The following is a 22,165-nucleotide window of genomic DNA, read 5'->3' as shown; positions in this document are numbered from 1 at the left end:
GCGGCGAGCTGGAAGCTTAGAGACAAGCGGTCAACTGCCAGGTCCATGACCTGGCAGTGGACGCCCATCGCTGCCTTACTGCGATTTGCGCACCCGCAGGTACCACTCGGAGAGCAGTCGTACCTGTTTGTCGGTGTAGCCGCGCTCGACCATTCGTGTGACGAAGTCGTTGTGTTTTTGCTGGTCCTCCTTGCTGGCCTTGGCATTGAAGCTGATGACCGGCAGCAGATCCTCGGTGTTGGAGAACATTTTCTTCTCGATGACCACCCGCAGCTTCTCGTAGCTGAGCCAGGTAGGGTTCTTGCCGTTGTTATTGGCGCGGGCACGCAGTACGAAGTTGACGATTTCGTTGCGGAAATCCTTCGGATTGCTGATGCCGGCGGGTTTTTCGATCTTCTCCAATTCTTCGTTGAGGGCTACGCGGTTGAGGATTTCGCCGGTTTCCGGGTCGCGGTATTCCTGGTCCTGGATCCAGAAGTCCGCATACAGCACGTAGCGGTCGAAGATGTTCTGGCCGTACTCGCTGTAGGACTCCAGGTACGCGGTCTGGATTTCCTTGCCGATAAACTCGATGTAGCGCGGCGCGAGGTATTCCTTGAGGAAGCGCAGGTAGCGTTCGCGGGTTTCGGCCTGGAATTGTTCCTGTTCGATCTGCTGCTCCAGCACATACAGCAGGTGAACCGGGTTGGCGGCGATCTCATGGGGGTCGAAGTTGAAGACCTTGGACAGGATCTTGAACGCAAAGCGCGTCGACAGGCCGTTCATGCCTTCATCCACGCCCGCTGTGTCGCGATATTCCTGGATCGACTTGGCCTTGGGATCGGTGTCCTTGAGGTTCTCGCCGTCGTACACGCGCATCTTCGAATAGATATTCGAGTTTTCCGGCTCCTTGAGGCGCGACAGCACGGTGAACTGGGCGAGCATCTTCAGGGTGTCGGGTGCGCAGTGGGCCTTGGCCAGCGAGCTGTTGAACAGCAGCTTGTCGTAGATCTTGATTTCATCGCTGACCCGCAGGCAGTACGGCACCTTGACGATGTAGATCCGGTCGATGAAGGCTTCATTGTTCTTGTTGTTGCGGAAGGTGTGCCATTCCGATTCGTTGGAGTGCGCCAGCAGGATCCCGGTGAACGGAATCGCGCCCAGGCCTTCGGTACTGTTGTAGTTGCCTTCCTGGGTGGCGGTAAGGAGTGGGTGCAGCACCTTGATCGGCGCCTTGAACATTTCCACGAATTCCATCAGGCCCTGGTTGGCCCGGCACAGTGCGCCCGAGTAGCTGTAGGCGTCGGCGTCGTTCTGCGGGAATTCTTCCAGCTTGCGGATATCGACCTTGCCCACCAGCGCCGAAATGTCCTGGTTGTTCTCGTCGCCCGGTTCGGTCTTGGCCACGCCGATCTGGTTGAGGATCGACGGGTAGAGTTTCACCACGCGGAACTGGCTGATATCGCCGCCAAACTCGGCCAGGCGCTTGGTGGCCCAGGGCGACATGATGGTGTTGAGGTAGCGTCGTGGGATGCCGAAGTCTTCTTCGAGGATCGCGCCATCTTCCGTGGCGTTGAACAGGCCCAGGGGCGACTCGAAGACCGGTGAGCCCTTGATGGCGTAGAAGGGCACCTTCTCGATCAGTTGCTTGAGTTTTTCGGCCAGGGACGATTTACCACCGCCAACGGGGCCGAGCAGGTAGAGGATCTGTTTCTTCTCTTCCAGGCCTTGGGCGGCATGGCGGAAGTAGGAGACGATCTGGTCGATGCATTCTTCCATCCCATGGAAGTCTTCAAAGGCCGGATAGCGGCGGATCACCTTGTTGGAAAATATTCGCGACAGGCGCGAATTGTTGGCGGTTTCCACCAGCTCCGGCTCGCCGATCGCCAATAACAGGCGTTCGGCGGCAGATGCGTAGGTGCTGCGGTCCTGCTTGCACAGCTCGAGATACTCTTGCAGCGTGAGTTCTTCCTGCTGTGTGGACGCGAAGCGTTGTTGGAAGTGGCTGAAAATACTCATGACGTCGTCACCTCGCTCGATACGTGGAGCCGACGCCGGATCTATCAGTCGATGCTGGCAGTCATTGACGAACGCCAATGGCTGTTTTCCCCCCAGAACACCCTGAAACGCTACCGATGACCCGTACGCCGGTGTACCGGCTCTCCCCTGATTCGGATGGCCTGCGCTTAAGGATAGTTCGGAATCTGAGAGGGCAAGGCGCGATGCGCAATTAGTTTGACTGCGCCGTTCGTCAGAAACGGCGCGAGCCCAAGCGTCACGCGGGGTAGCGGGGTGTGAAAAAAATTATTGCGAATCGCCGGAGGCAATTTCTGCAGGATACGTCGTACGCCACAGCTCAAAGCCACCATCCAGGCTGTAGACGTCGGAGAAGCCCTGGCTGACCAGGTAGGCGGCTGCGCTCTGGCTGGAATTGCCGTGGTAGCAGGCCACGATCAGCGGTGCATCAAGGTCGGCGGTACGGATGAAATCGGCGATGTTGACGTTGTCCAGGTGCTGGGCGCCAGCGATATGGGCGGCGGCGTAAGTAGGCTGGTCACGGATATCGACCACCACTGCACCTTGCTCGCGCAGGGCCTGGGCTTGTTCGGGAGGGATACGTTTGAATTCGCTCATGGTGGGCTCCTATGGCCTGGCTGCAGCCGGCAGGGTAACGGGAAGAGTGGGTGGGCACTGGCAGCCGTGACGCTCGCCGGTGTCGATGTTCATCAGGGTCATGGCGCCGCCCCATACGCAGCCGGTGTCGAGGGCGAATACGCCCGGTTCGTCGCACTTGCCTTCAAGGGCTGCCCAGTGACCAAAGATTATCCTGGTGTCGCGGGTCTTGCGTTCCTTGTGGGCAAACCATGGTTTGTAGCCGGGCAGTGCCGTGTCGACGCCTTCCTTGCTCTTGAGGTCCAGCTTGCCCTCGGCGGTGCAGAAGCGCATGCGTGTGAAATAGTTGGTAATCACCCGCAGGCGGGCGACGCCGGTAAGGTCGTTGTCCCACTTCACTGGCTCGTTGCCATACATGCCGTCGAGGTAGGCGGTGTACAGGCTGTCATCGGCCAGGGCGTTTTCGACTTCGGCGGCGCACTTGAGGGCTTTTTTCAGCGTCCACTGCGGCGGGATACCGGCATGGACCAAGGCCATATTGCGGCTTTCGTCGTAATGCATGATCTTTTGTCGACGCAGCCAGTCAAGCAGTTGTGCACGATCTGGCGCCTCGAGGATTTCCCGCAGGGTATCGCCCTTTTTCAGGCGCTCGATGTTATTGCCGGCCGCCAGCAGGTGCAGGTCATGGTTGCCCAGTACGCACACCAGGGAATCCCGCAGGCTATACAGGTAACGTAGCGTTTCCAGGGACTCGGGGCCGCGATTGACCAGGTCGCCTACCAGCCACAGGCGATCGTTCGCCGGGTCGAAGGCCACCCGTTCAAGCAGGCACTTGAGAGGCTCCAGACAGCCTTGCAGGTCGCCGACCGCGTACGTTGCCATCAGTGCAGGGCGCCTGGTACGGCGAGGCGGAAAGGCTTGATGATGGCGTCGAACAGTTTGCCATCAGTGGCTTTCATCTGATACGAGCCTTGCATGGTGCCGACCTTGGAGGTCATTACCGTGCCGCTGCTGTAAGTGTGGCTGGCGCCAATGTCGATCAACGGTTGTTGGCCGACAACGCCTGCGCCGCGAACTTCCTCGACCTGACCGTCACCGTCGGTGATCACCCAGTGGCGTGACAGCAGCTTGGCCGGCACCTGCCCGTTGTTTTTCACCGTGATGGTGTAGGCAAAGGCGAAGCGGTTCTGTTCAGGTTGCGATTGGTCCGCGAGGAAGCGGGTGACGACGCTGACGTCGATCTGGTAGCGAGGATCGGACATGCAAGAGGCCTTAAAAGCAAAAGCGGAGGACAGCAGATGCGGATCAGTCTAGGCCAAGAGGTGGGCACTAGGCCAGACATGTGTCTGGCCATGCCTGGGGGTTTCAGTCGGCGACTGGCGCAGGCTGGATGGCAAGTTGGTCGGCCAGGCGCACGAACGCGGCGAGGTCCAGTTGCTCGGGGCGCAGGCTGCCGTCGACGCCGGCTGCTTCGATCTCGGCGTTGCTCAGCAGGGCCTTGAGTGTGTTGCGCAGTGTCTTGCGGCGCTGGTTGAACGCTTCACGCACCACGCGTTCCAGCAATTTGTGATCCTTGGCCGGGTGTGGCAGCACGGCGTGAGGCACCAGGCGCACGATGGCCGAATCGACCTTCGGCGGCGGGTTGAATGCGCCCGGGCCGACATTGAACAGGTGTTCGACGCGGCAGTGGTACTGAACCATGATCGACAATCGGCCCCAATCACCACCACCAGGGCCGGCAGCCAGGCGTTCCACCACTTCTTTTTGCAGCATGAAGTGCATGTCGCGGATGATCCCGGCGTTGTTCAGCAGGTGGAAAATCAGCGGTGTGGAGATGTTGTACGGCAGGTTACCCACCACACGCAGGCTATTAGGCGCGGCGTTGAGGGTATTGAAATCGAACTTCAGTGCATCGCCCTGATGCAGGTTGAAGTTGGGCTTGTCGGCGAACTGCTGGTTGAGGATCGGGATCAGGTCCTTGTCCAGTTCCACCACGTCCAGTTGGCCGCCACTGGCGAGCAAGCCTTGGGTCAACGCGCCCTGGCCCGGGCCGATTTCCAGCAGGCGGTCTTCTGGCTTGGCATGGATGGAGCGCAGGATACGGTCGATCACGCCGGCGTCGTGCAGGAAGTTTTGCCCGAAGCGCTTGCGCGCCCGGTGTTGGTAATGCTCGGTCATATACGGGTCTCGGCCATCTGATAGGCGGTTTCCAGGGCCACGTGCAGGCTGCCGGTATCGATCTTGCCGCTGCCTGCCAGGTCCAGGGCGGTGCCATGGTCGACGGAGGTGCGGATGATCGGCAGGCCCAGTGTCACGTTGACTGCGGCGCCGAAGCCTTTGTATTTCAGCACGGGCAGCCCCTGGTCATGGTACATCGCCAGCACTGCGTCGCAGTGCTCCAGATATTTGGGGGTAAACAGAGTGTCTGCTGGCAGTGGGCCACGCAGGTCCATGCCTTCTTGGCGCAGACGCTCCAGGGTTGGTTCAATGATGTCGATTTCTTCATGGCCCAAGTGTCCGCCTTCGCCGGCGTGGGGGTTGAGCCCGCAGACCAGGATGCGCGGTTGGGCGATGCCGAATTTTTGTTGCAGGTCGGCATGCAGGATGCGCGTAACGCGCTCCACACGCTCGGCGGTGATGGCGTCGGCAATGTCGCGCAATGGCAGGTGCGTGGTCACCAGGGCGACCCGCAGGCCGCGTGTGGCCAGCATCATGACGACTTGAGCGGTGTTGGTCAGCTCGGCCAGGAACTCGGTGTGGCCGGAAAACGCAATGCCCGATTCGTTGATCACGCCCTTGTGGACCGGCGCGGTGATCATGCCGGCGAAGTCGCCGTCGATGCAGCCTTGCCCCGCGCGGGTCAGGGTTTCCAGGACGAACGCCGCGTTGGCCTTGTTGAGTTGCCCGGCAACGACCTTGGCTTGCAGCGGGGTGTTCCACACATACAAGCTGCCGGCGGGCGCCGGCAGGTCGGGCCAGTTGCCCGGTCCCACGTCCAGCAGATTGACGACCACACCCAGCTGCGCGGCCCGCTCAAGGAGCAGGTCGCGGCTGGTAATGGCAATCAGGGGGTGCGGCTGGGGGTGCGAGGCGAGCAGCAGGCACAGGTCTGGACCAATGCCGGCCGGCTCGCCGGGTGTCACGGCGAAACGCTGGGGTTTCACGGAGCTGCCTGGTCGGTGCCTGTTTGCTCGGCGCCTGGCAGCTTGTTTTCCACGTAGGCTTCGTCACGGATCTGACGCAGCCAGGTCTGCAGCTCTTCGTCGTATTTGCGGTTACGCAGTACGTTCAGCGCCTGCTGCTCGCGGGCCTGGCTAGTGTTGTCGGTGGCGCGACGACCAAGGACTTCCAGTACATGCCAGCCATATTGGGTCTTGAACGGCTTGGACAGTACGCCTTGCGGAGTATCGGCCATTACCTGCTGGAACTCAGGCACCAGGGCTTTCGGGTCGATCCAGTTCAGGTCGCCACCGTTGAGGGCGGAACCCGGGTCTTCCGAGAAGCTCTTGGCCAGGGTGGCGAAGTCTTCACCGCTTTCGATGCGGTCATAGATCTTCTGGGCCAGTTCCTTGGTTTGGGCCTCGGTGCGGATTTCGCTTGGTTTGACCAGGATATGACGAACATGCACTTCGTCTTTCAGCGAGGTCTCGCCACCGCGACGTTCCAGCAACTTCAGGATGATGAAGCCGCCTGGGGTGCGGGCTGGCTGGGTGATGCCACCCACTTCCATGGCACTCAGTTCACGGTCGAACGGAGGTGGCAGTTGAGCCGCTTTACGCCAGCCCATATCACCACCTTCAAGGGCGTTGTCGCTGCCGGACTGGGCAATGGCCATCTGGGCAAAGTCAGCGCCGGCTTTCAGGCGATCATAGATAGCCTGGGTTTTCGCCGCTGCCGCATTCAGCTGCTCGGAGTTGGCACTGTCCGGGGTCGGGATCAGGATATTGGCCAGGTGCAGTTCTTCGGAAAGCTGCATCTTGCCCAGGTCCGAGGCCAGGAAGTTCTTCACTTCCTGCTCGGATACCTGGACCCGCTCGGCAACGCGACGCTGGCGCACACGGCTGATGATCATTTCGCGGCGGATCTGGTCACGGGCGTCTTCATACGAAAGACCGTCGTGGGCCAGGGCCGCGCGGAATTGATCAATGCTCATGTTGTTGCGCTGAGCGATGGTGCCGACCGCCTGGTTCAGTTCTTCGTCCGAAATGCGGATGCCGGAACGCTCGCCGATCTGCAGTTGCAGGTTTTCGACGATCAGGCGTTCCAGTACCTGCTGGTCCAGCACGCTGGTCGGTGGCACGCCGCCGCCACGCTTGGCGATGGTTTGCTGCACTTCCTTGACGCGCTGGTCCAGTTGGCTTTGCATGATCACGTCGTTATCGACGATGGCCACTACTTTATCCAGTTGCTGAACCGCAGCGTGAGCCGATACGGTGCCCAGGAACAGCGCGCCCAGCACTAGCGGGCGCAGACAATCAGAAAGCTTGGTCTTCACGTTCACGATAACCTTCAATGCCTTTGTCGAGGAAGCTCTCTACCTTGGCGCCGGTCAGGCCGCCGAGTCCTTTGAGGACGATCTGCAGGAAGAGCCCGTGGTCACCCTTTTCGTTAAGCGGGGCGATCTGGCTGTATTCGTCGTTGGAAACCCAGTAACGGTTGATGACGCGCAGTTTCCAGCAGCAGTTGTCGTACTCGAAACCACCGAAGGCTTCCAGGGTACGGTTGCGAGCGTAGTCATACTGCCAGCGGGTGATCAGGTTCCACTGGGGAATGATCGGCCACATCATCGAGAAGTCGTGTTGTTGGATTTTGTAGTAATCCTTCACGTAGTTCGGATCGCCTGGTTGACCGTAGTCGCCACCGAACTGCCATTTGCCGGTCAACTGGTTGTAGACGACCTGGTCGTTACGATAGCGATAACCGACGTTGATGATCTTGTTCGGGTTGTCTTCCGGCTGGTAGTGAAGCATCGCGCTACCGGAACGAGGGCTGTGCTCCTCGGTATCCCAGTTGTAGTCGGCAGTGGCGCGCCAGTCGCGGTTGAAGCGGAACTCGTAGTCCAGGGCAACGGGCGATACGTCGGACTGTGCATCGGCACGGTCAGCCGCCAGGATGCCAGGCAGTTGTACTTCACGATCCTTGAAGTACACAGCCTGTCCCACGGATACGCGTTGACGCTCGAAACCGTTTTCTTCGATCCACCGGCTGGTCAAGCCCAGGGACAGCTTGTTCTCGTCGCCGATACGGTCGGAGCCGCTGAAGCGGTTGTCGCGGAACAGTGACGCGTAGCTGAACGAGTATTCGCTGGTGTCGAAGACCGGGATATCGGCCTGGTCCTTGTTCGGCACGTACAGGTAGAACGCACGCGGCTCGAGGGTCTGGCGATAATCCTTGCCGAACCAGTTGGTGTTGCGATCGAAGTACAGGCCGCTGTCGACGCTGGCCACCGGAACCGCACGGTCCTGGGAGCTCTTGAAGGTGCCGCCCGCGTACGGGTTGGCTGCGGTTGCCGCATTCTGATCAGCAATGATCTGGTTCTTGCCGATGTTATCCAGGTCCAGGTCGTACTTGGTGTACACGTACTTGAGCTTCGGCGTTACAAAGCCGTAGGTCCAGTTCATCGGGTACTCGACAGCCGGCGCTACGTTCAGGCGCGTGCCATTGGCACGGGTAAGACCGCGGACATAAGTGTCGAGGCGGCGCTCGATGTCCCCGTTCTCATTGCTGAAATTGCCGTTTTCCAGGTCACGATCAAAGCGTACGGCTTCGGTCTCATAGCTGAAGTTCAAGCCACCCGGATGATAAGGCAGGGTACCGTTGAAGGTGATCTGCGGCAGGCGGTTATACGGCGTGACCTGGGAGATCGTCGCCAGCTGGTAAGCCTGCAGGTTCAGGCGTGCCTGGAAGGTGTCACCGCGATAAGCCACGGAGCCCTGCTGGTTGACGTAGTCGCGGCTCTCGACACCTTCCTGGTAGGACTTGAGGTCCTGGAAGTAGTAAGGGTCACTGATCGTGGTGTAGTCGACCTGGGTCAGTACACGCGAATCCAGCCCGCCCTTGTGCTGCCAATTGAGCATGTAGCGGGTTTTTTCGTAGTCGGTCTGCTTCTTGCGTTCGTCGTTGTCGTCGTTCAGGTACGCGCCGCCGAACTGGCCTTCGCTGGACTTGGTGAGGTAGCGGAATTCGCCTTCCATCATCATGCCGCGCTTGGTCATGTATTGCGGGTACAACGTGGCATCGTAGTTTGGTGCCAGGTTGAAGTAGTACGGCGTGACCAGGGTAAAGCCGGTTTCGCTGCCGGTGCTGAAGCTCGGTGGCAGGAAGCCGGACTGACGACGGTCGTCGATCGGGAAGTAGATGTAAGGGGTGTACAGGATCGGAATGTTCTTGATCCGCAGCGTCGCGTTGGTGGCCGTACCGAAACCGGTGGCCGGGTTCAACGTGATGTTGTTGCCCCTGAGCTGCCAGGCGTTGCTGTCCGGCTCGCAGGTGGTGTAGGTACCGTCCTTGAGGCGGATGATCGCGTTTTCGGCGCGCTTGGCGTACAGCGCGTTACCGCGGATACGCGACTTGTGCAGCACGTATTCGGCGTTGTCGATCTGCGCAGCGCCGGTATCCAGTTGAACCTGGGCGTGGTCGCCGACGATCAATGCACCGTTGTCGCGCAGTCGCACGTTACCGTTCAGCTCGCCCCGGTTCTCGGCCTGGTACAGGCTGGCTTCTTCCGACTCCAGCTGCATGCTGCCCTGGCGCATGACGACGTCACCGGCCAGGGTTGCGACTTGTTGTTCCTGCTCGTAACGAGAGGCCTTGGCACCGATGAAGGTGGGCGCATCGCTCTTGTTCGTCTTGTCGTTCATGCCAGGACGAGTTGGCTCGATGTACGCACCGCCGCAGTAAGGACCGGTTTCCGCCAGCTGGGCTGCGGTCAACTTTTCGCGAGGCACCCAGTCCAAGTGGCTGTAGTCGGCGCTGCGCGAACGCAGGCCACGGCCCTTGGACTCGGTGACCAGTGCGGTCTTCGGCTCGGCTTCGGCACTGCCGCCAGCGTCGGCCTGCGCCGTGCTGTTGGCCGAGCTGACGGCTGCGCCGTCATGCACCGGGCGCGGTGGCAATGGGGCGGCGGCGGTCTTCGGCGCGCAGTCCCAGGCACCCGAAGCAGAGACTGAGCAGTCATACTGTTCCGCGGCGACCACGAATGAGGTGGCGAAGGGTTGCATGACCAGCAGACTGCCGGTTACCAGCAACGGAAATTTTCTACGAAACGCGGGGGATTTCAATGCCATCTTATTAGTCCGGGCTTCCTGCGTGCCATCTGCCCGCGGTTTGGGCCGCACGCCTCTCGATGGTCTGAAAAAGATGCGTGATAATAAAGCATGACCCGCTTGACGGCTAGCGCCGTCGGAGACCCTTGTAATGCCCGAGCAAGATCTACGTTTACAGCAGCTGGAAGTCTGGCTGGATGAGCAGTTGCCGATCCTTTTCAACGCTCAAGGCTGGGGTGCCGTACCCCCGGCCACATTGACTGCGGCCAGCAGCGACGCGAGTTTCAGGCGCTATTTCCGTTGGGAAGGCGGCGGTCGGACTTTCGTGGTAATGGACGCGCCGCCCCCTCAGGAAAACTGCAAGCCTTTCGTCGATATCGCTTATTTGTTGTCGACGTCGGGAATAAATGTTCCAAAAATTTATGCACAAGACTTGCCGCGAGGCTTTCTTTTGCTCAATGACCTGGGCAGAAAAACCTACCTGGACGTGATAAACGACGAAAACGCCGATCAATTGTTTGCCGATGCCATTGACGCCTTGCTGGCTTATCAGCAGTTGCCGATGGACGCACCACTGCCCAGCTATGACGTCGCCTTGCTGCGCCGTGAACTCGAATTGTTTCCTGAATGGTACGTGCGCCGACACTTGGGTCTCGAGCTGGATACCCGGCAGCAGGCACTTTGGCAGCGTGTCAGCGATCACTTGATCGACAGCGCCCTGGCGCAACCCAAAGTGCTGGTGCACCGCGACTATATGCCACGCAACCTGATGATCAGCGAGCCTAACCCTGGCGTGCTGGATTTTCAGGACGCGGTGTATGGTCCGGTCACCTACGACATTACCTGCCTGTTCAAGGACGCCTTTCTCAGCTGGCCCCAGGCCCGTGTGCGGGAATGGCAGCGCGACTACTGGGAACGTGCGGGCCAGGCCGGCATTCCGGTACAGCCGGATTTCGAAGACTTCCTGCGCGCCAGCGACCTGATGGGCGTGCAGCGCCACCTCAAGGTCATCGGTATCTTTGCGCGCATCTGCCATCGCGACGGCAAGCCACGCTACCTGGCCGACGTACCGCGCTTCTTTGCTTATATAGAGGCGGTGCTGGCCGATCGCCCGGAGTTGAGCGAACTGGCTGAGTTACTGACCAGCCTGCGGCAGCCCGCAGAGGCCAGCGTATGAAGGCCATGATCCTGGCCGCCGGCAAAGGCGAGCGGATGCGTCCGCTCACCTTGCACACGCCCAAGCCGCTGGTGCAGGCCGGCGGCAAGCGCCTGATCGAGTACCACCTGGAGGCGCTGGCCAAGGCCGGCTTTACCGATGTGGTGATCAACCATGCCTGGCTCGGCCAGCAGATCGAGCGCTACCTGGGGGATGGCGCGCAGTTCGGCTTGCGTATCCGCTATTCCCCGGAGGGCGAACCGCTGGAAACCGGCGGCGGGATTTTCCAGGCGCTGCCGCTGCTGGGGGATGAGCCGTTCCTGGTGGTCAACGGCGATATCTGGACCGACTACGACTTCACCCGACTCAAGCAGCCGCTCAAGGGCCTGGCTCATCTGGTGATGGTCGACAACCCGGCACATCACCCCTCGGGCGGTGATTTCTACCTTGATCAGGGCTTGCTTCATGATGCGGCGCCCGGTGCCGATAACCTGACCTTCAGTGGCATTTCAGTGCTCGACCCCCGGCTGTTCGCGGGTTGCAGCGCCGGTGCCTTCAAGCTGGCGCCGCTGCTGCGTGCGGCCATGGCGAAAGGTTTGGTAACGGGGGAACACATGGCGGGACGCTGGATTGATGTCGGCACGCTGGAGCGCCTGGCGCACGTCGAAACCCTGCTGACAGCGGGGCAGTAGCATGTTGTGGCCAGGGACGCTGATCGGCGCCGGGGCTGGCTTTGCCATTGCCAGTATTCCGGGGGCCTTGTTGGGTGCGCTGTTGGGGCAGGCGCTGGATCGCCGCCTGCAACTGCACAGTTGGGCACAGTTGCGCGAGCGCTTGGGCGGGCGTCCGGCGTTACGCAATGACGAGTTATTGTTTGTGTTGCTCGGGCGCCTGGCCAAAAGTAACGGGCGTGTGGTGGACGGGCATATCCAGCAGGCGCGGCAGGAAATGCGCTCACTGGACATGACCGAGTCGGCCCAGCGCCGCGCGATTGCGGCGTTCAACCGCGGCAAATCCGGTTCCGACCGGGTACGCCGCTACCTGCGTGTGCTCAAGGCCCAGCCCCATGCGGCGGAAGGGGTGTTGCGGGCGTGCTGGCGGATGGTCTGGGCGGACGGCAAGGCGGATGCCGCCGAGCGCGACTTGATCGACCTGTGGGGGAAGTGGTTGGGCTGGACACCGCAACAGCTCCAGGCGTTGGCGGCCGACTACACACCTGAGCGCAAGCCGCTGGTCAATCGTGGCACGACCTACCAGGAAGCGTTGCGCTTGCTCGGCGTGACAGCTACCACCGAGCCGTCGGTCATCAAGCGTGCCTATCGCCGCCTGCTGAGCCGTCACCACCCGGACAAGGTGGCCGGCAGTGGCGCCAGCCCCGCGCAAGTGCGTGAGGCGACCGAGCGCACCCGTGAATTGCACAATGCCTATTCATTGATTCGCGAACGCCGGGATTTTCGTTAGAGGCCGGTCTTTCACGGATAACCACATTGGTTCTGTGCTGATCCTCAGTCGGCGCTGGCCTGCGGGCTCAACCAGCCGCGAACCCGGCGATACAACTGTTCCTGCTCGGCGGCGCTGTTGCCGGGCAGGGTCTTCAATGACACCTGCTTATAGCCGTCATTCTTCAAGCGCTTCGCGGCCTGGGCGCGCGCCAGGGCGTTGTTGCGTGCTTGAGCGTTGTCTTGATAGAAGACGTCGGCCGTCGGCAGCTTCAGCGCCGGCGCCAGTTGCTGCACATCCGGATGACGCCCGGCAGGCGTCTGGGCGGCAACCATCACGAGCTTCTGCACCTGGGAGGGTTGTTTTTCAGTCAGGTAACGCGCCGCCCACCAGGCGCCAGTGCCATGGCCCACCAGCACCACCGTGCGTGCGCTCTGGGTCTGGGCAAAAGCCACGGCGGCATCGATGCGCGCGAAGATGCGCGAGGCGTCGGTCTTGTCCTGTTCGTCGGCACCCGGGACCACCGCCGGGTCGGTGCCTTCCGCCTCGGCGCTGGCGGCTTGCTCGATCGGCTTGTCGGCGGTGCTCGCGTCTTTACTGCTGGTGTCGACGGTGGCGTTGGGTGCTTCCATGACACGCGGTGGCAGGGTGTCCATGCTCACGTCCGGTAACGACAGGCTGAGGCTGCCCCAATTGGCATCCGGCAATTTACGTCGCAACGGGCCGATTGCTTGCGGCCAGTCAGCATTTTCGCCGGCGCCCGGTACGATAATCACCACGCCTTCGGGTTCGGCGCTGTTGGCCGGTTTCCACAGGGCAAGGAATGAATCACTGCCGGCCTGCAACTGTTGCTGCTCTTGCTGCGGGATTTTGCGTTCCAGGGCGCTGGCCTCTTCCTGGCTACGCTCGGGCAGGGGTTGGCGTTCGACGGGTTTTTCGGCAGCCGGTGCCGGTGCGTCTTCAGCCTGCACAGAAAAGGCACTGGTAAACAGCAGTGACAGGCACAATGCTGGCAGTGCCGAACGGTTTCGATAGGACATCGTTGATTTCCGGCCAGAAGTGATTCCAGCAGCCTAATGGGTTGGTCAGTATTTGTCAGTGATGTGAGACGTGGATCATGGGTTTTCGCTGTCTGCTGGTTATCGGCTGTTTGTGCCTTGCCTTGATGGCAAACGCTTCCCCCGCGCCCGCCACACCGCAGGCGCAGCTGAATGCGCCGCAGCGCGAATGGCTGGCCCGGCACCCGGAGCTGCGGGTGGGCGTGGTGTTGCAGGCGCCTTACGCGCAATACGACCGACGCCTGCAGCGCTTGTCCGGGGCGAATGTCGAGTTGATGCAGTGGCTGGCCAAGGCGCTGAATATCGAGCTGACCTGGCGCAACTTCCCTGATCAGGAGCAGTTGGAGGCGGCCGTACGCGATGACGAGGTAGACATTGCCCCTGGCCTGCAGCAAACCCCGGCCGGTTTGCGCCTGTGGCAGTTCACCGACCCGTATATGCGTGTGCCTCAACACATTGTCGGCATCCGCGAGGGCGGTGGTGCCGTGGAGCTGGAGAAGCTCGACGGTCAATCCCGGGTTGCCGTGCGCATGCCCAGCGCCGTGGCCGATTACCTGCGCAGTACCTATCCCGGCCTCAACCTGCAAGGCGTGCCCATGGAGCGCCAGGCCTTGCAACTGTTGGTCAGCCAGCAGGCGCGTTATGCCGTGGTGGATGAAGCGCAATTAAGCCGCTTGTCTGCAGAGGCCGAGTTCAGCGGGCTGGCGGTGGTCGGGGACATCGGCCTGCCGCAATTGCTGCGGGTCGCCACGCGCCGGGATTGGCCGGAACTGGCCGGCATCATGGAAAGTGCCCTGAGCGCGATCCCGGCCCGCGACCTGGATCAACTGCACAGTCGCTGGCTGCAACCCAAATACCCACGTTTATCCGAATCCAAAGGCCTTTGGCAGAACCTCAGCCTGCTGCTCGGCCTGTTGCTGCTCGCCAGCCTGGCCGTGGTGTTCTGGCAGCGCCGCCAGCAACGTGTGCTGGAGCACGACCTGCTGGCGGCCCGCGAAGAAAGCGCCGCCCGTGCCGCCGGTGCCGAAGCGTTGCGCTTGACGCAGTTCTCCATCGACCAGAGCACCGTCGGCATCCTGTGGGTCAACTGGGACAGCCACGTGCGCTACGCCAATCGTGCGGCCGAGAGCATGCTGGGTTACGAGCCCGGTGCACTGATCGAACGGCCGCTGGTCGACCTCGACCCGACCCTGGATATGGACCGCTGGCTCAATTTGTGGAAGCGCGCACGGGCCAGCGAGGAGGGGCCGCAGAATTTCGCCACCGATTGTTTGCGCGCCGATGGCAGCATCCTGCCGGCCAACGTGTCCTTGAGCTTTGTGCGATTTGCCGAGGCTGAATACCTGGTTGTCTACCTGAACGATGTCACCGAACTGCGCCGCACCCTGGCCGCCCTGATGCAAAGTGAAGCGCAACTGCGCGAGTTGTCCGCCCACCTGGAAACCGTGCGCGAAGAAGAAAAGGCGCGCATCGCCCGGGAAGTGCACGACGAACTCGGGCAAATGCTCACGGTGCTCAAGCTGGAAACCTCCATGTGCGAGCTGTCCTATGCGCAACTGGATCCTGGCCTGCATGAGCGCTTGAACAGCATGAAGCGCCTGATCGCCCAACTGTTCCAGTTGGTGCGGGACGTGGCGACGGCGCTGCGCCCGCCGATTCTCGACGCCGGTATTGCCTCGGCGATTGAATGGCAAGCCCGGCGTTTCGAAGCGCGCACGCAAATCCCTTGCCTGGTGCAGGTACCGGATAACCTGCCGACCTTGAGCGATGCCAAGGCCATCGGCCTGTTCCGTATCCTGCAAGAGGCACTGACCAATGTGATGCGCCATGCCCAGGCGCATACTGTCGAACTGACCCTGGCGGTGGAAGGCACCGACCTGCGGCTGACCATCAGCGACGATGGCGTCGGTTTCGTCCAGGCCCAGGGGCGCCCGGTGTCGTTTGGCCTGGTGGGGATGCGCGAGCGGGTGCTGATCATGGGCGGGCAACTGAGCCTGGACAGTCAATTGGGCGAGGGCACCACCCTGAGTGTCACGGTGCCTTTGGATGCATAACGATAAGAGGAAGCCCTTGTGATCCGTGTACTGGTAGCCGAAGACCACACCATCGTTCGTGAAGGCATCAAGCAATTGATCGGCCTGGCCAAGGACCTGCTGGTGGTGGGGGAGGCGAGTAATGGCGAGCAGTTGCTCGAGACCTTGCGCCATGTGCCTTGCGAGGTGGTGTTGCTGGACATCTCGATGCCAGGCGTGAATGGCCTGGAAGCGATTGCGCGCATTCGGGCGCTGAGCAATCCGCCGGCGATCCTGGTGCTGTCGATGCACGATGAGGCGCAAATGGCCGCTCGCGCCTTGAAGGTGGGCGCTGCGGGCTACGCCACCAAGGACAGCGACCCGGCGCTGCTGCTGATGGCGATTCGCAAGGTCGCCGCCGGCGGGCGTTACATCGACCCGGACCTGGCGGACCGCATGGTCTTCGAGGTCGGCCTGACGGATTCAAGGCCCTTGCATTCGCTGCTGTCCGAGCGTGAATTTTCGGTGTTCGAGCGCCTGGCCCAGGGCGCCAACGTCAATGACATCGCCCAGCAACTGGCGTTGAGCAGCAAGACCATCAGCACCCACAAGGCGCGGCTGATGCAAAAGCTCAATATCACCTCCCTGGCGGAGCTGGTGAAGTACGCCATGGAGCACAAGCTCCTCTAACCACATACCCAATAACGACAACCCCAAAACACCGCCGAACCCATTCTTGCCGCGTGCAGCTCGCCTCTTGCCGCTGCCCTGTCCCATCCCCGCCATCCGTGTAGGGCGATCCCTACCCCAAACCTTCCATCCGGCTGATGCCATTCTCTCCTGGCCCCCGATTTCCGGGGGCTCGCGCCTGGACTACGCTTGTGCCACAGCAGTCCAAAATACAAAGGTGCGGGTATGAGCGAGGTGGATTCAAATGATGTGCTGGTCAGCTTTCGTGGCGTGCAGAAGAGCTACGACGGCGAGAACCTGATCGTCAAAGACCTCAACCTGGAGATTCGCAAGGGCGAGTTCCTCACCCTGCTCGGGCCTTCCGGTTCGGGCAAGACCACCAGCCTGATGATGCTGGCCGGCTTCGAAACGCCGACCGCCGGTGAAATCCAGCTGGCCGGACGCTCGATCAACAACGTGCCGCCGCACAAGCGCGACATCGGCATGGTGTTCCAGAACTACGCGCTGTTCCCGCACATGACCGTTGCCGAGAACCTCGCGTTCCCGCTGTCGGTGCGGGGCTTGAGCAAGACCGATATCAGCGAGCGGGTCAAACGCGTGCTGAGCATGGTCCAGCTCGATGCCTTCGCCCAGCGCTACCCGGCGCAACTGTCCGGCGGCCAGCAACAGCGCGTGGCCTTGGCCCGGGCGCTGGTGTTCGAGCCGCAACTGGTGCTGATGGACGAACCCCTCGGCGCCCTCGACAAGCAACTGCGCGAACACATGCAGATGGAGATCAAGCACCTGCACCAGCGCCTCGGCGTGACCGTGGTGTACGTGACCCATGACCAGGGCGAAGCCTTGACCATGTCCGACCGCGTGGCGGTGTTCCACCAGGGCGAGATCCAGCAGATCGCCGCGCCACGTACCTTGTATGAAGAGCCGAAGAACACCTTCGTCGCCAACTTCATCGGTGAAAACAACCGCCTCAATGGCCGCCTGCACAGCCACACCGGCGAGCGCTGCGTGGTGGAGCTGGCGCGCGGCGAGAAGGTCGAGGCGCTGGCGGTGAACGTCGGCCAGGTCGGCGGCCCGGTGACCCTGTCGGTGCGCCCTGAGCGTGTCAGCCTCAATGGCTCCAGCGAAAGCTGCGTCAACCGTTTCTCCGGGCGGGTGGCGGAATTCATCTACCTGGGCGACCACGTGCGCGTGCGCCTGGAAGTCTGCGGCAAGACCGATTTTTTTGTGAAACAACCGATCGCCGAGCTGGACCCGGCGTTGGCGGTCGGCGACGTGGTACCGATTGGCTGGCAAGTCGAGCACGTTCGCGCACTCGACCCACTTCTAGAGGCGAATTGATCGCCCCATGGCTTCACCAACCCTGCACGTGGAGAGAACAACAATGTTGAGATCCCTGAAGTATTCCGTCCTGGCCCTGAGCTTGATGGGCGCGACACAGGCCATGGCTGGCCCGGACCTGACCGTCGTGTCCTTTGGCGGTGCGAACAAGGCTGCACAGGTCAAGGCTTTCTATGCACCTTGGGAAAGCGCGGGCAACGGCAAGATCGTCGCCGGCGAGTACAACGGTGAGATGGCCAAGGTCAAAGCCATGGTCGACACCAAGAGCGTGTCCTGGGACCTGGTGGAAGTGGAGTCGCCGGAACTGTCCCGTGGCTGTGATGAAGACATGTTCGAGCCGCTGGACCCGAAACTGTTTGGCAACACCGCCGACTACGTGAAGGGCGCGATCCAGCCGTGCGGCGTGGGCTTCTTCGTATGGTCGACCGTTCTGGCCTACAACGCGGACAAGCTGGCGTCTGCGCCAACCAGTTGGGCGGATTTCTGGGACACCAAGAAATTCCCGGGCAAGCGCGGCCTGCGCAAGGGCGCCAAGTACACCCTGGAATTCGCCTTGATGGCCGACGGTGTTGCACCGAAGGACGTGTACAAAGTGCTGGCCGGCAAAGATGGCCAGGACCGTGCGTTCAAGAAACTCGACGAACTCAAGCCCTCGATCCAATGGTGGGAAGCCGGCGCACAACCGCCGCAATACCTGGCCTCGGGTGACGTAGTGATGAGCTCGGCCTACAACGGCCGCATCGCCGCGGTGCAAAAAGAAAGCAACCTGAAAGTGGTGTGGAACGGCGGCATCTACGACTTCGACGCGTGGGCCATCCCTAAAGGCCTGTCCAAGGAACGTGCCGAAGCGGCGAAGAAATTCATCGCCTTCTCGGTGCAGCCGCAGCAGCAGAAGACCTACTCGGAAAACATCGCCTACGGCCCGGCCAACACCCAAGCCGTACCGTTGCTGGCCAAGGACATCCTCAAGGATATGCCGACTACGCCGGAAAACATCGCCAACCAGGTGCAGATCGACGTGAGCTTCTGGGCGGATAACGGCGAGCAGTTGGAGCAGCGCTTCAACTCCTGGGCTGCCAAGTAACACTGCATAACCTTGTGGGAGGGGGCTTGCCCCCTCCCACAAGGGATTTCTTGTGTGAAAGATTGCATTCATTTTCAAGATTCGGAGTCAGCCATGGCCATCGCCGTTCCCTCGAACGAGGTCAACAGCCCCACCCTCAAGCAGCGCCTGGCGCGTGCCGAGCGGCTCAATCGCTGGAAGGCCCAGGCCTTGATTGCGCCGCTGGTGCTGTTTTTGCTGCTGGTCTTCCTGGTGCCGATTGTTGCGCTGCTGTTTAAAAGCGTCGGCAACCCGGAAGTGGTGGGCGGTCTGCCGCGTACCGTGGTGGCGGTGACGGCCTGGGACGGTCGTGGTCTGCCGGGTGAGCCGGTGTACCAGGCCCTCAGTGAAGACCTGGGCGAGGCGCGCAAAAACCAGACCCTGGGTGATCTGTCCAAACGCTTGAACATGGAACTGGCCGGCTATCGCAGCCTGCTGACCAAAACCGCGCGGGCGCTGCCGTTTACCGAAGCGCCCGGCTCTTATAAAGAAGCGCTGGAAAACCTCGACGAACGCTGGGGCGACCCGGCGTACTGGCAGGCGATCCGGCGCAATACCAGCAGCCTGACACCGTTCTACCTGCTGGCGGCCGTCGATCACCGCATCGACGACCTCGGCGAAGTGGCCCCGGCCACCCCGGACCAGGCGATTTACCTGGACATCTTCGCCCGCACCTTCTGGATGGGCCTGGTGATCACCGCCATCTGCCTGCTGCTGGCTTATCCGCTGGCGTACTTGCTGGCCAACCTGCCGGCACGCAAAAGTAACCTGCTGATGATTCTGGTGTTGCTGCCGTTCTGGACCTCGATCCTGGTGCGGGTGGCGGCGTGGATCGTGCTGCTGCAATCCGGCGGGCTGATCAACAGTGCGCTGATGGGCATGGGCCTGATCGACAAACCCCTGGAGCTGGTGTTCAACCGCACCGGGGTCTACATCTCCATGGTGCATATCCTGCTGCCGTTCATGATTTTGCCGATCTACAGCGTGATGAAAGGCATTTCGCCCACCTACATGCGTGCGGCGATCTCCCTGGGCTGTCACCCGTTCGCCAGCTTCTGGCGCGTGTACTTCCCACAGACGTACGCCGGTGTCGGCGCCGGCTGCCTGTTGGTGTTCATCCTGGCGATCGGTTACTACATCACCCCGGCACTGCTGGGCAGCCCGAACGACCAGATGGTCAGCTACTTCGTGGCTTTCTACACCAACACCAGCATCAACTGGGGCATGGCGACGGCGTTGGGCGGCTTGCTGCTGCTGGCGACCGTGGTGCTGTACCTGATCTACAACCGGCTGGTGGGCGCCAGCCGCCTGCGCCTGAGCTGAGGAGACCTTGCGATGCTGAGTCCTTATATGTCACCGGTGGAGCGGGTGTGGTTCTACAGCTTGCGGATCCTCTGCGGCTTGATCCTGTTGTTCCTGATCTTGCCTGTGCTGGTGATCATCCCGCTGTCGTTCAACAGCGGCAGTTTCCTGGTGTACCCGTTGCAAGGCTTCTCGCTGCACTGGTACCAGGATTTCTTCGCCTCGGCGGAATGGATGCGTGCGTTGAAGAACAGCATCATCGTCGCCCCGGCCGCCACGGTATTGGCCATGGTGTTCGGCACCCTGGCGGCGATCGGCCTGACCCGTGGGAATTTCCCCGGCAAGGCGTTGGTGATGGCCCTGGTGATTTCGCCGATGGTGGTGCCGGTGGTGATTATCGGTGTGGCCAGCTACCTGTTTTTTGCGCCACTGGGCCTGGGCAACAGTTTCTTCTCGCTGATCGTGGTGCATGCGGTGCTTGGGGTGCCGTTTGTGATCATCACCGTGTCGGCGACCTTGCAGGGTTTCAACCATAACCTGGTACGGGCCGCGGCCAGCCTGGGTGCCTCGCCCTTGACGGCGTTTCGCCGGGTAACCTTGCCGTTGATTGCGCCGGGGGTGATCTCCGGCGCGCTGTTTGCCTTCGCGACGTCGTTCGATGAAGTGGTGGTGACCCTGTTTCTCGCCGGCCCCGAGCAAGCGACCTTGCCGCGCCAGATGTTCAGCGGCATCCGCGAAAACCTCAGCCCGACGATTGCGGCGGCGGCGACCTTGCTGATCGCCTTCTCGGTGTTGCTGTTGCTGACCCTGGAGTGGCTGCGTGGGCGTAGCGAGAAACTGCGCACGGCCCAGGTCTAAAGACCAGTACAGCCCCCCTCCCACAGGGGGGGCTTTGACCATTCAGCGCCTGAATGGAAGACAACCCGATCCAGTCAGCTACTCTTGTGCCAGCCCATCACCGATAAGAGGCCGCGCACATGAGTACTTCCTCATTCAAGATCGCCCACAAACTGCTGACCGGCGCTGGCGCCATCGAGCAACTTGCCGCCGAGCTGACGCGCCTGGATGTGGATAACCCGTTGATTGTCACCGATGCGGTGCTGGTCAAGTCCGGCACGGTGGCGCTGGCACTTGAGCATCTGGGCGAGCGCTCTTATGAGATCTTTGATCGCGTGCTCCCCGACCCGGAAATCTCCATCGTCGAAGACTGCATGCAGGCGTACCGCGACGGTGGCCACGACGGCCTGATCGGCCTGGGGGGCGGCAGTGCCATCGATATTGCCAAAAGCGTTGCCGCCTATGCCGGTTACCACGGCGCCCTGGCGGACTTATTCGGCGTCGACCAGGTGCCGCGCAAGGGCCCGCCGCTGATCGCCATCCCGACCACCGCCGGCACTGGCTCGGAAGTGACCAATGTGGCGATCCTCTCCGACAAGGTCGCGCAGTTGAAGAAGGGCATCGTCAGCGACTACCTGCTGCCGGACGTCGCGTTGATCAGCCCGCAAATGACCCTGACCTGCCCGCGCAGCGTCACCGCCGCCAGTGGCGTGGATGCGCTGGTACATGCCATTGAGTCCTACCTTTCCCTGAACGCCTCGCCGATCACGGATGCCCTGGCCATTGGGGCGATCAAGCTGATCGCCAAGGCGCTGCCCAAGGCCTACGCCAACCCGGCCAACCTGCAGGCCCGCGACGATATGGCCACCGCCAGCCTGATGGCCGGCATGGCCTTCGGTAATGCCGGGGTGGGCGCCGTGCATGCGTTGGCCTACCCGCTGGGCGGGCGATTCAATATTGCCCATGGCGTCAGCAATGCGCTGTTGCTGCCCTACGTGATGCACTGGAACAAACTGGCCTGTGTCGAGCGTATGCAGGACATTGCCCAGGCCATGGGCGTGAATGTCAGCGGCCTGAGTGTCAACGATGCCGCCGACCAGGCCGTCGAGGCGATGACGCGATTGTGTGCCGCCGTGGAGATTCCTTCCGGCCTGCGCAGTTTCGGGGTTCCCGAGGACGCCATCCCGGCCATGGCCACGGAAGCGGCGGGTATCGAGCGCCTGATGCGTAACAACCCGCGCAAGCTCAGCGCGGCCGATATCGAGAAAATCTATCGGGCGGCGTACTAGCCGTTGAGTTAGGTCACGGTGCGCAGGGCAAAGCATGAGGTATACAATGCGCGCCATCGTGATTTAGCTCAAAAAAGGTGCGTC

19 protein-coding genes are annotated in these 22,165 nt (G+C 61.5%); 10 read left to right on the top strand and 9 right to left on the bottom strand.

Translation table 11 applies throughout. The features are described 5' to 3' along the window. Positions 1-75: 75 nt before the first annotated feature. The 8 genes from FX984_RS16490 to FX984_RS16455 form a co-directional block, all read right to left on the bottom strand. Positions 76-1,998, bottom strand: coding sequence for a PrkA family serine protein kinase (locus FX984_RS16490; protein ID WP_003194732.1), 1,923 nt, complete (start codon positions 1,996-1,998; stop codon positions 76-78). A 285-nt stretch (positions 1,999-2,283) separates the two neighbouring features. Continuing rightward, positions 2,284-2,613: a thiosulfate sulfurtransferase GlpE gene (gene glpE / locus FX984_RS16485; protein WP_092355517.1), complete on the bottom strand. Its 330-nt coding sequence runs from the start codon at positions 2,611-2,613 to the stop codon at positions 2,284-2,286. Positions 2,614-2,622: 9 nt separating this feature from the next. Further along, entirely contained in the window at positions 2,623-3,474 is an 852-nt protein-coding gene (locus FX984_RS16480) for a symmetrical bis(5'-nucleosyl)-tetraphosphatase (RefSeq protein WP_027605914.1), read from the bottom strand. Beyond that, complete coding sequence (apaG, locus tag FX984_RS16475; RefSeq protein WP_027605913.1) at positions 3,474-3,854, bottom strand: Co2+/Mg2+ efflux protein ApaG; 381 nt, start codon at positions 3,852-3,854, stop codon at positions 3,474-3,476. Before apaG ends, FX984_RS16480 begins: the two co-directional genes overlap by 1 nt. A 103-nt stretch (positions 3,855-3,957) precedes the next feature. Next, positions 3,958-4,770: a 16S rRNA (adenine(1518)-N(6)/adenine(1519)-N(6))-dimethyltransferase RsmA gene (gene rsmA, locus FX984_RS16470; RefSeq protein ID WP_027605912.1), complete on the bottom strand. Its 813-nt coding sequence runs from the start codon at positions 4,768-4,770 to the stop codon at positions 3,958-3,960. Beyond that, positions 4,767-5,756, bottom strand: a complete 990-nt coding sequence (gene pdxA / locus FX984_RS16465; protein WP_027605911.1) for a 4-hydroxythreonine-4-phosphate dehydrogenase PdxA — start codon at positions 5,754-5,756, stop codon at positions 4,767-4,769. The genes rsmA and pdxA overlap by 4 nt, the downstream gene beginning before the upstream one ends. Further along, positions 5,753-7,093 carry a peptidylprolyl isomerase gene (locus FX984_RS16460; RefSeq protein ID WP_027605910.1) on the bottom strand — a complete coding sequence of 447 codons (1,341 nt, stop codon included), beginning with the start codon at positions 7,091-7,093 and terminating at the stop codon, positions 5,753-5,755. The genes pdxA and FX984_RS16460 overlap by 4 nt, the downstream gene beginning before the upstream one ends. Continuing rightward, positions 7,068-9,878, bottom strand: a complete 2,811-nt coding sequence (locus tag FX984_RS16455; protein WP_027605909.1) for an LPS-assembly protein LptD — start codon at positions 9,876-9,878, stop codon at positions 7,068-7,070. Before FX984_RS16455 ends, FX984_RS16460 begins: the two co-directional genes overlap by 26 nt. Before the next feature lie 130 nt (positions 9,879-10,008). Between FX984_RS16455 and FX984_RS16450 the strand changes: the two genes are divergently transcribed. From FX984_RS16450 to FX984_RS16440, 3 genes are read left to right on the top strand one after another with little or no spacing between them, the layout of a single operon-like run. Further along, positions 10,009-11,034 (top strand): aminoglycoside phosphotransferase family protein, encoded by a 1,026-nt coding sequence (locus FX984_RS16450; RefSeq protein WP_092355514.1) that lies wholly within the window; start codon positions 10,009-10,011, stop codon positions 11,032-11,034. Next, complete coding sequence (gene murU / locus FX984_RS16445) at positions 11,031-11,705, top strand: N-acetylmuramate alpha-1-phosphate uridylyltransferase MurU (protein WP_146477718.1); 675 nt, start codon at positions 11,031-11,033, stop codon at positions 11,703-11,705. Before FX984_RS16450 ends, murU begins: the two co-directional genes overlap by 4 nt. Before the next feature lies 1 nt (position 11,706). Then, a complete protein-coding gene (locus tag FX984_RS16440; RefSeq protein ID WP_027605906.1) occupies positions 11,707-12,474 on the top strand; it encodes a TerB family tellurite resistance protein in 768 nt (255 codons plus the stop codon). Positions 12,475-12,518: 44 nt separating this feature from the next. Here the strand turns inward: FX984_RS16440 and FX984_RS16435 are convergent, their stop codons facing one another. After that, positions 12,519-13,493: an alpha/beta hydrolase family protein gene (locus tag FX984_RS16435; protein ID WP_098480837.1), complete on the bottom strand. Its 975-nt coding sequence runs from the start codon at positions 13,491-13,493 to the stop codon at positions 12,519-12,521. 77 nt (positions 13,494-13,570) lie between these two features. Between FX984_RS16435 and FX984_RS16430 the strand changes: the two genes are divergently transcribed. From FX984_RS16430 to FX984_RS16400, 7 genes are all read left to right on the top strand, one after another. Then, entirely contained in the window at positions 13,571-15,565 is a 1,995-nt protein-coding gene (locus FX984_RS16430; RefSeq protein WP_108574829.1) for a PAS domain-containing sensor histidine kinase, read from the top strand. 18 nt (positions 15,566-15,583) lie between these two features. Continuing rightward, positions 15,584-16,213, top strand: coding sequence for a response regulator (locus FX984_RS16425; RefSeq protein ID WP_027605903.1), 630 nt, complete (start codon positions 15,584-15,586; stop codon positions 16,211-16,213). Positions 16,214-16,438: 225 nt separating this feature from the next. After that, positions 16,439-17,551, top strand: a complete 1,113-nt coding sequence (locus tag FX984_RS16420; protein ID WP_058424775.1) for an ABC transporter ATP-binding protein — start codon at positions 16,439-16,441, stop codon at positions 17,549-17,551. A gap of 43 nt (positions 17,552-17,594) precedes the next feature. Then, positions 17,595-18,635, top strand: coding sequence for an ABC transporter substrate-binding protein (locus FX984_RS16415; protein WP_027605901.1), 1,041 nt, complete (start codon positions 17,595-17,597; stop codon positions 18,633-18,635). Between the two features lie 93 nt (positions 18,636-18,728). Continuing rightward, positions 18,729-19,976, top strand: a complete 1,248-nt coding sequence (locus FX984_RS16410; RefSeq protein WP_027605900.1) for an ABC transporter permease — start codon at positions 18,729-18,731, stop codon at positions 19,974-19,976. Positions 19,977-19,988: 12 nt separating this feature from the next. After that, positions 19,989-20,813 (top strand): ABC transporter permease, encoded by an 825-nt coding sequence (locus FX984_RS16405; protein ID WP_017739612.1) that lies wholly within the window; start codon positions 19,989-19,991, stop codon positions 20,811-20,813. Between the two features lie 119 nt (positions 20,814-20,932). After that, on the top strand, positions 20,933-22,081 hold the full coding sequence (locus tag FX984_RS16400) for an iron-containing alcohol dehydrogenase (protein ID WP_027605899.1): 1,149 nt from the start codon (positions 20,933-20,935) through the stop codon (positions 22,079-22,081). The last annotated feature ends 84 nt before the right edge of the window (positions 22,082-22,165 follow it).

The organism is Pseudomonas marginalis, assembly GCF_008692035.1.
In the GTDB taxonomy this organism is placed as follows: domain Bacteria; phylum Pseudomonadota; class Gammaproteobacteria; order Pseudomonadales; family Pseudomonadaceae; genus Aquipseudomonas; species Aquipseudomonas marginalis.
This window is presented reverse-complemented; position numbering and strand designations above follow the sequence as displayed.

Bases quoted from the DNA above. Each gene is read 5' to 3' on its own strand.
- glpE (WP_092355517.1), bottom strand. From the start codon at position 2,613: ATGAGCGAATTCAAACGTATCCCTCCCGAACAAGCCCAGGCCCTGCGC.
- FX984_RS16430 (WP_108574829.1), top strand. From the start codon at position 13,571: ATGGGTTTTCGCTGTCTGCTGGTTATCGGCTGTTTGTGCCTTGCCTTG.
- FX984_RS16420 (WP_058424775.1), top strand. From the start codon at position 16,439: ATGAGCGAGGTGGATTCAAATGATGTGCTGGTCAGCTTTCGTGGCGTG.
- FX984_RS16435 (WP_098480837.1), bottom strand. From the start codon at position 13,493: ATGTCCTATCGAAACCGTTCGGCACTGCCAGCATTGTGCCTGTCACTG.
- FX984_RS16455 (WP_027605909.1), bottom strand. From the start codon at position 9,878: ATGGCATTGAAATCCCCCGCGTTTCGTAGAAAATTTCCGTTGCTGGTA.
- murU (WP_146477718.1), top strand. From the start codon at position 11,031: ATGAAGGCCATGATCCTGGCCGCCGGCAAAGGCGAGCGGATGCGTCCG.
- FX984_RS16480 (WP_027605914.1), bottom strand. From the start codon at position 3,474: ATGGCAACGTACGCGGTCGGCGACCTGCAAGGCTGTCTGGAGCCTCTC.
- FX984_RS16450 (WP_092355514.1), top strand. From the start codon at position 10,009: ATGCCCGAGCAAGATCTACGTTTACAGCAGCTGGAAGTCTGGCTGGAT.
- FX984_RS16440 (WP_027605906.1), top strand. From the start codon at position 11,707: ATGTTGTGGCCAGGGACGCTGATCGGCGCCGGGGCTGGCTTTGCCATT.
- FX984_RS16400 (WP_027605899.1), top strand. From the start codon at position 20,933: ATGAGTACTTCCTCATTCAAGATCGCCCACAAACTGCTGACCGGCGCT.
- FX984_RS16415 (WP_027605901.1), top strand. From the start codon at position 17,595: ATGTTGAGATCCCTGAAGTATTCCGTCCTGGCCCTGAGCTTGATGGGC.
- rsmA (WP_027605912.1), bottom strand. From the start codon at position 4,770: ATGACCGAGCATTACCAACACCGGGCGCGCAAGCGCTTCGGGCAAAAC.
- FX984_RS16490 (WP_003194732.1), bottom strand. From the start codon at position 1,998: ATGAGTATTTTCAGCCACTTCCAACAACGCTTCGCGTCCACACAGCAG.
- FX984_RS16410 (WP_027605900.1), top strand. From the start codon at position 18,729: ATGGCCATCGCCGTTCCCTCGAACGAGGTCAACAGCCCCACCCTCAAG.
- apaG (WP_027605913.1), bottom strand. From the start codon at position 3,854: ATGTCCGATCCTCGCTACCAGATCGACGTCAGCGTCGTCACCCGCTTC.
- FX984_RS16405 (WP_017739612.1), top strand. From the start codon at position 19,989: ATGCTGAGTCCTTATATGTCACCGGTGGAGCGGGTGTGGTTCTACAGC.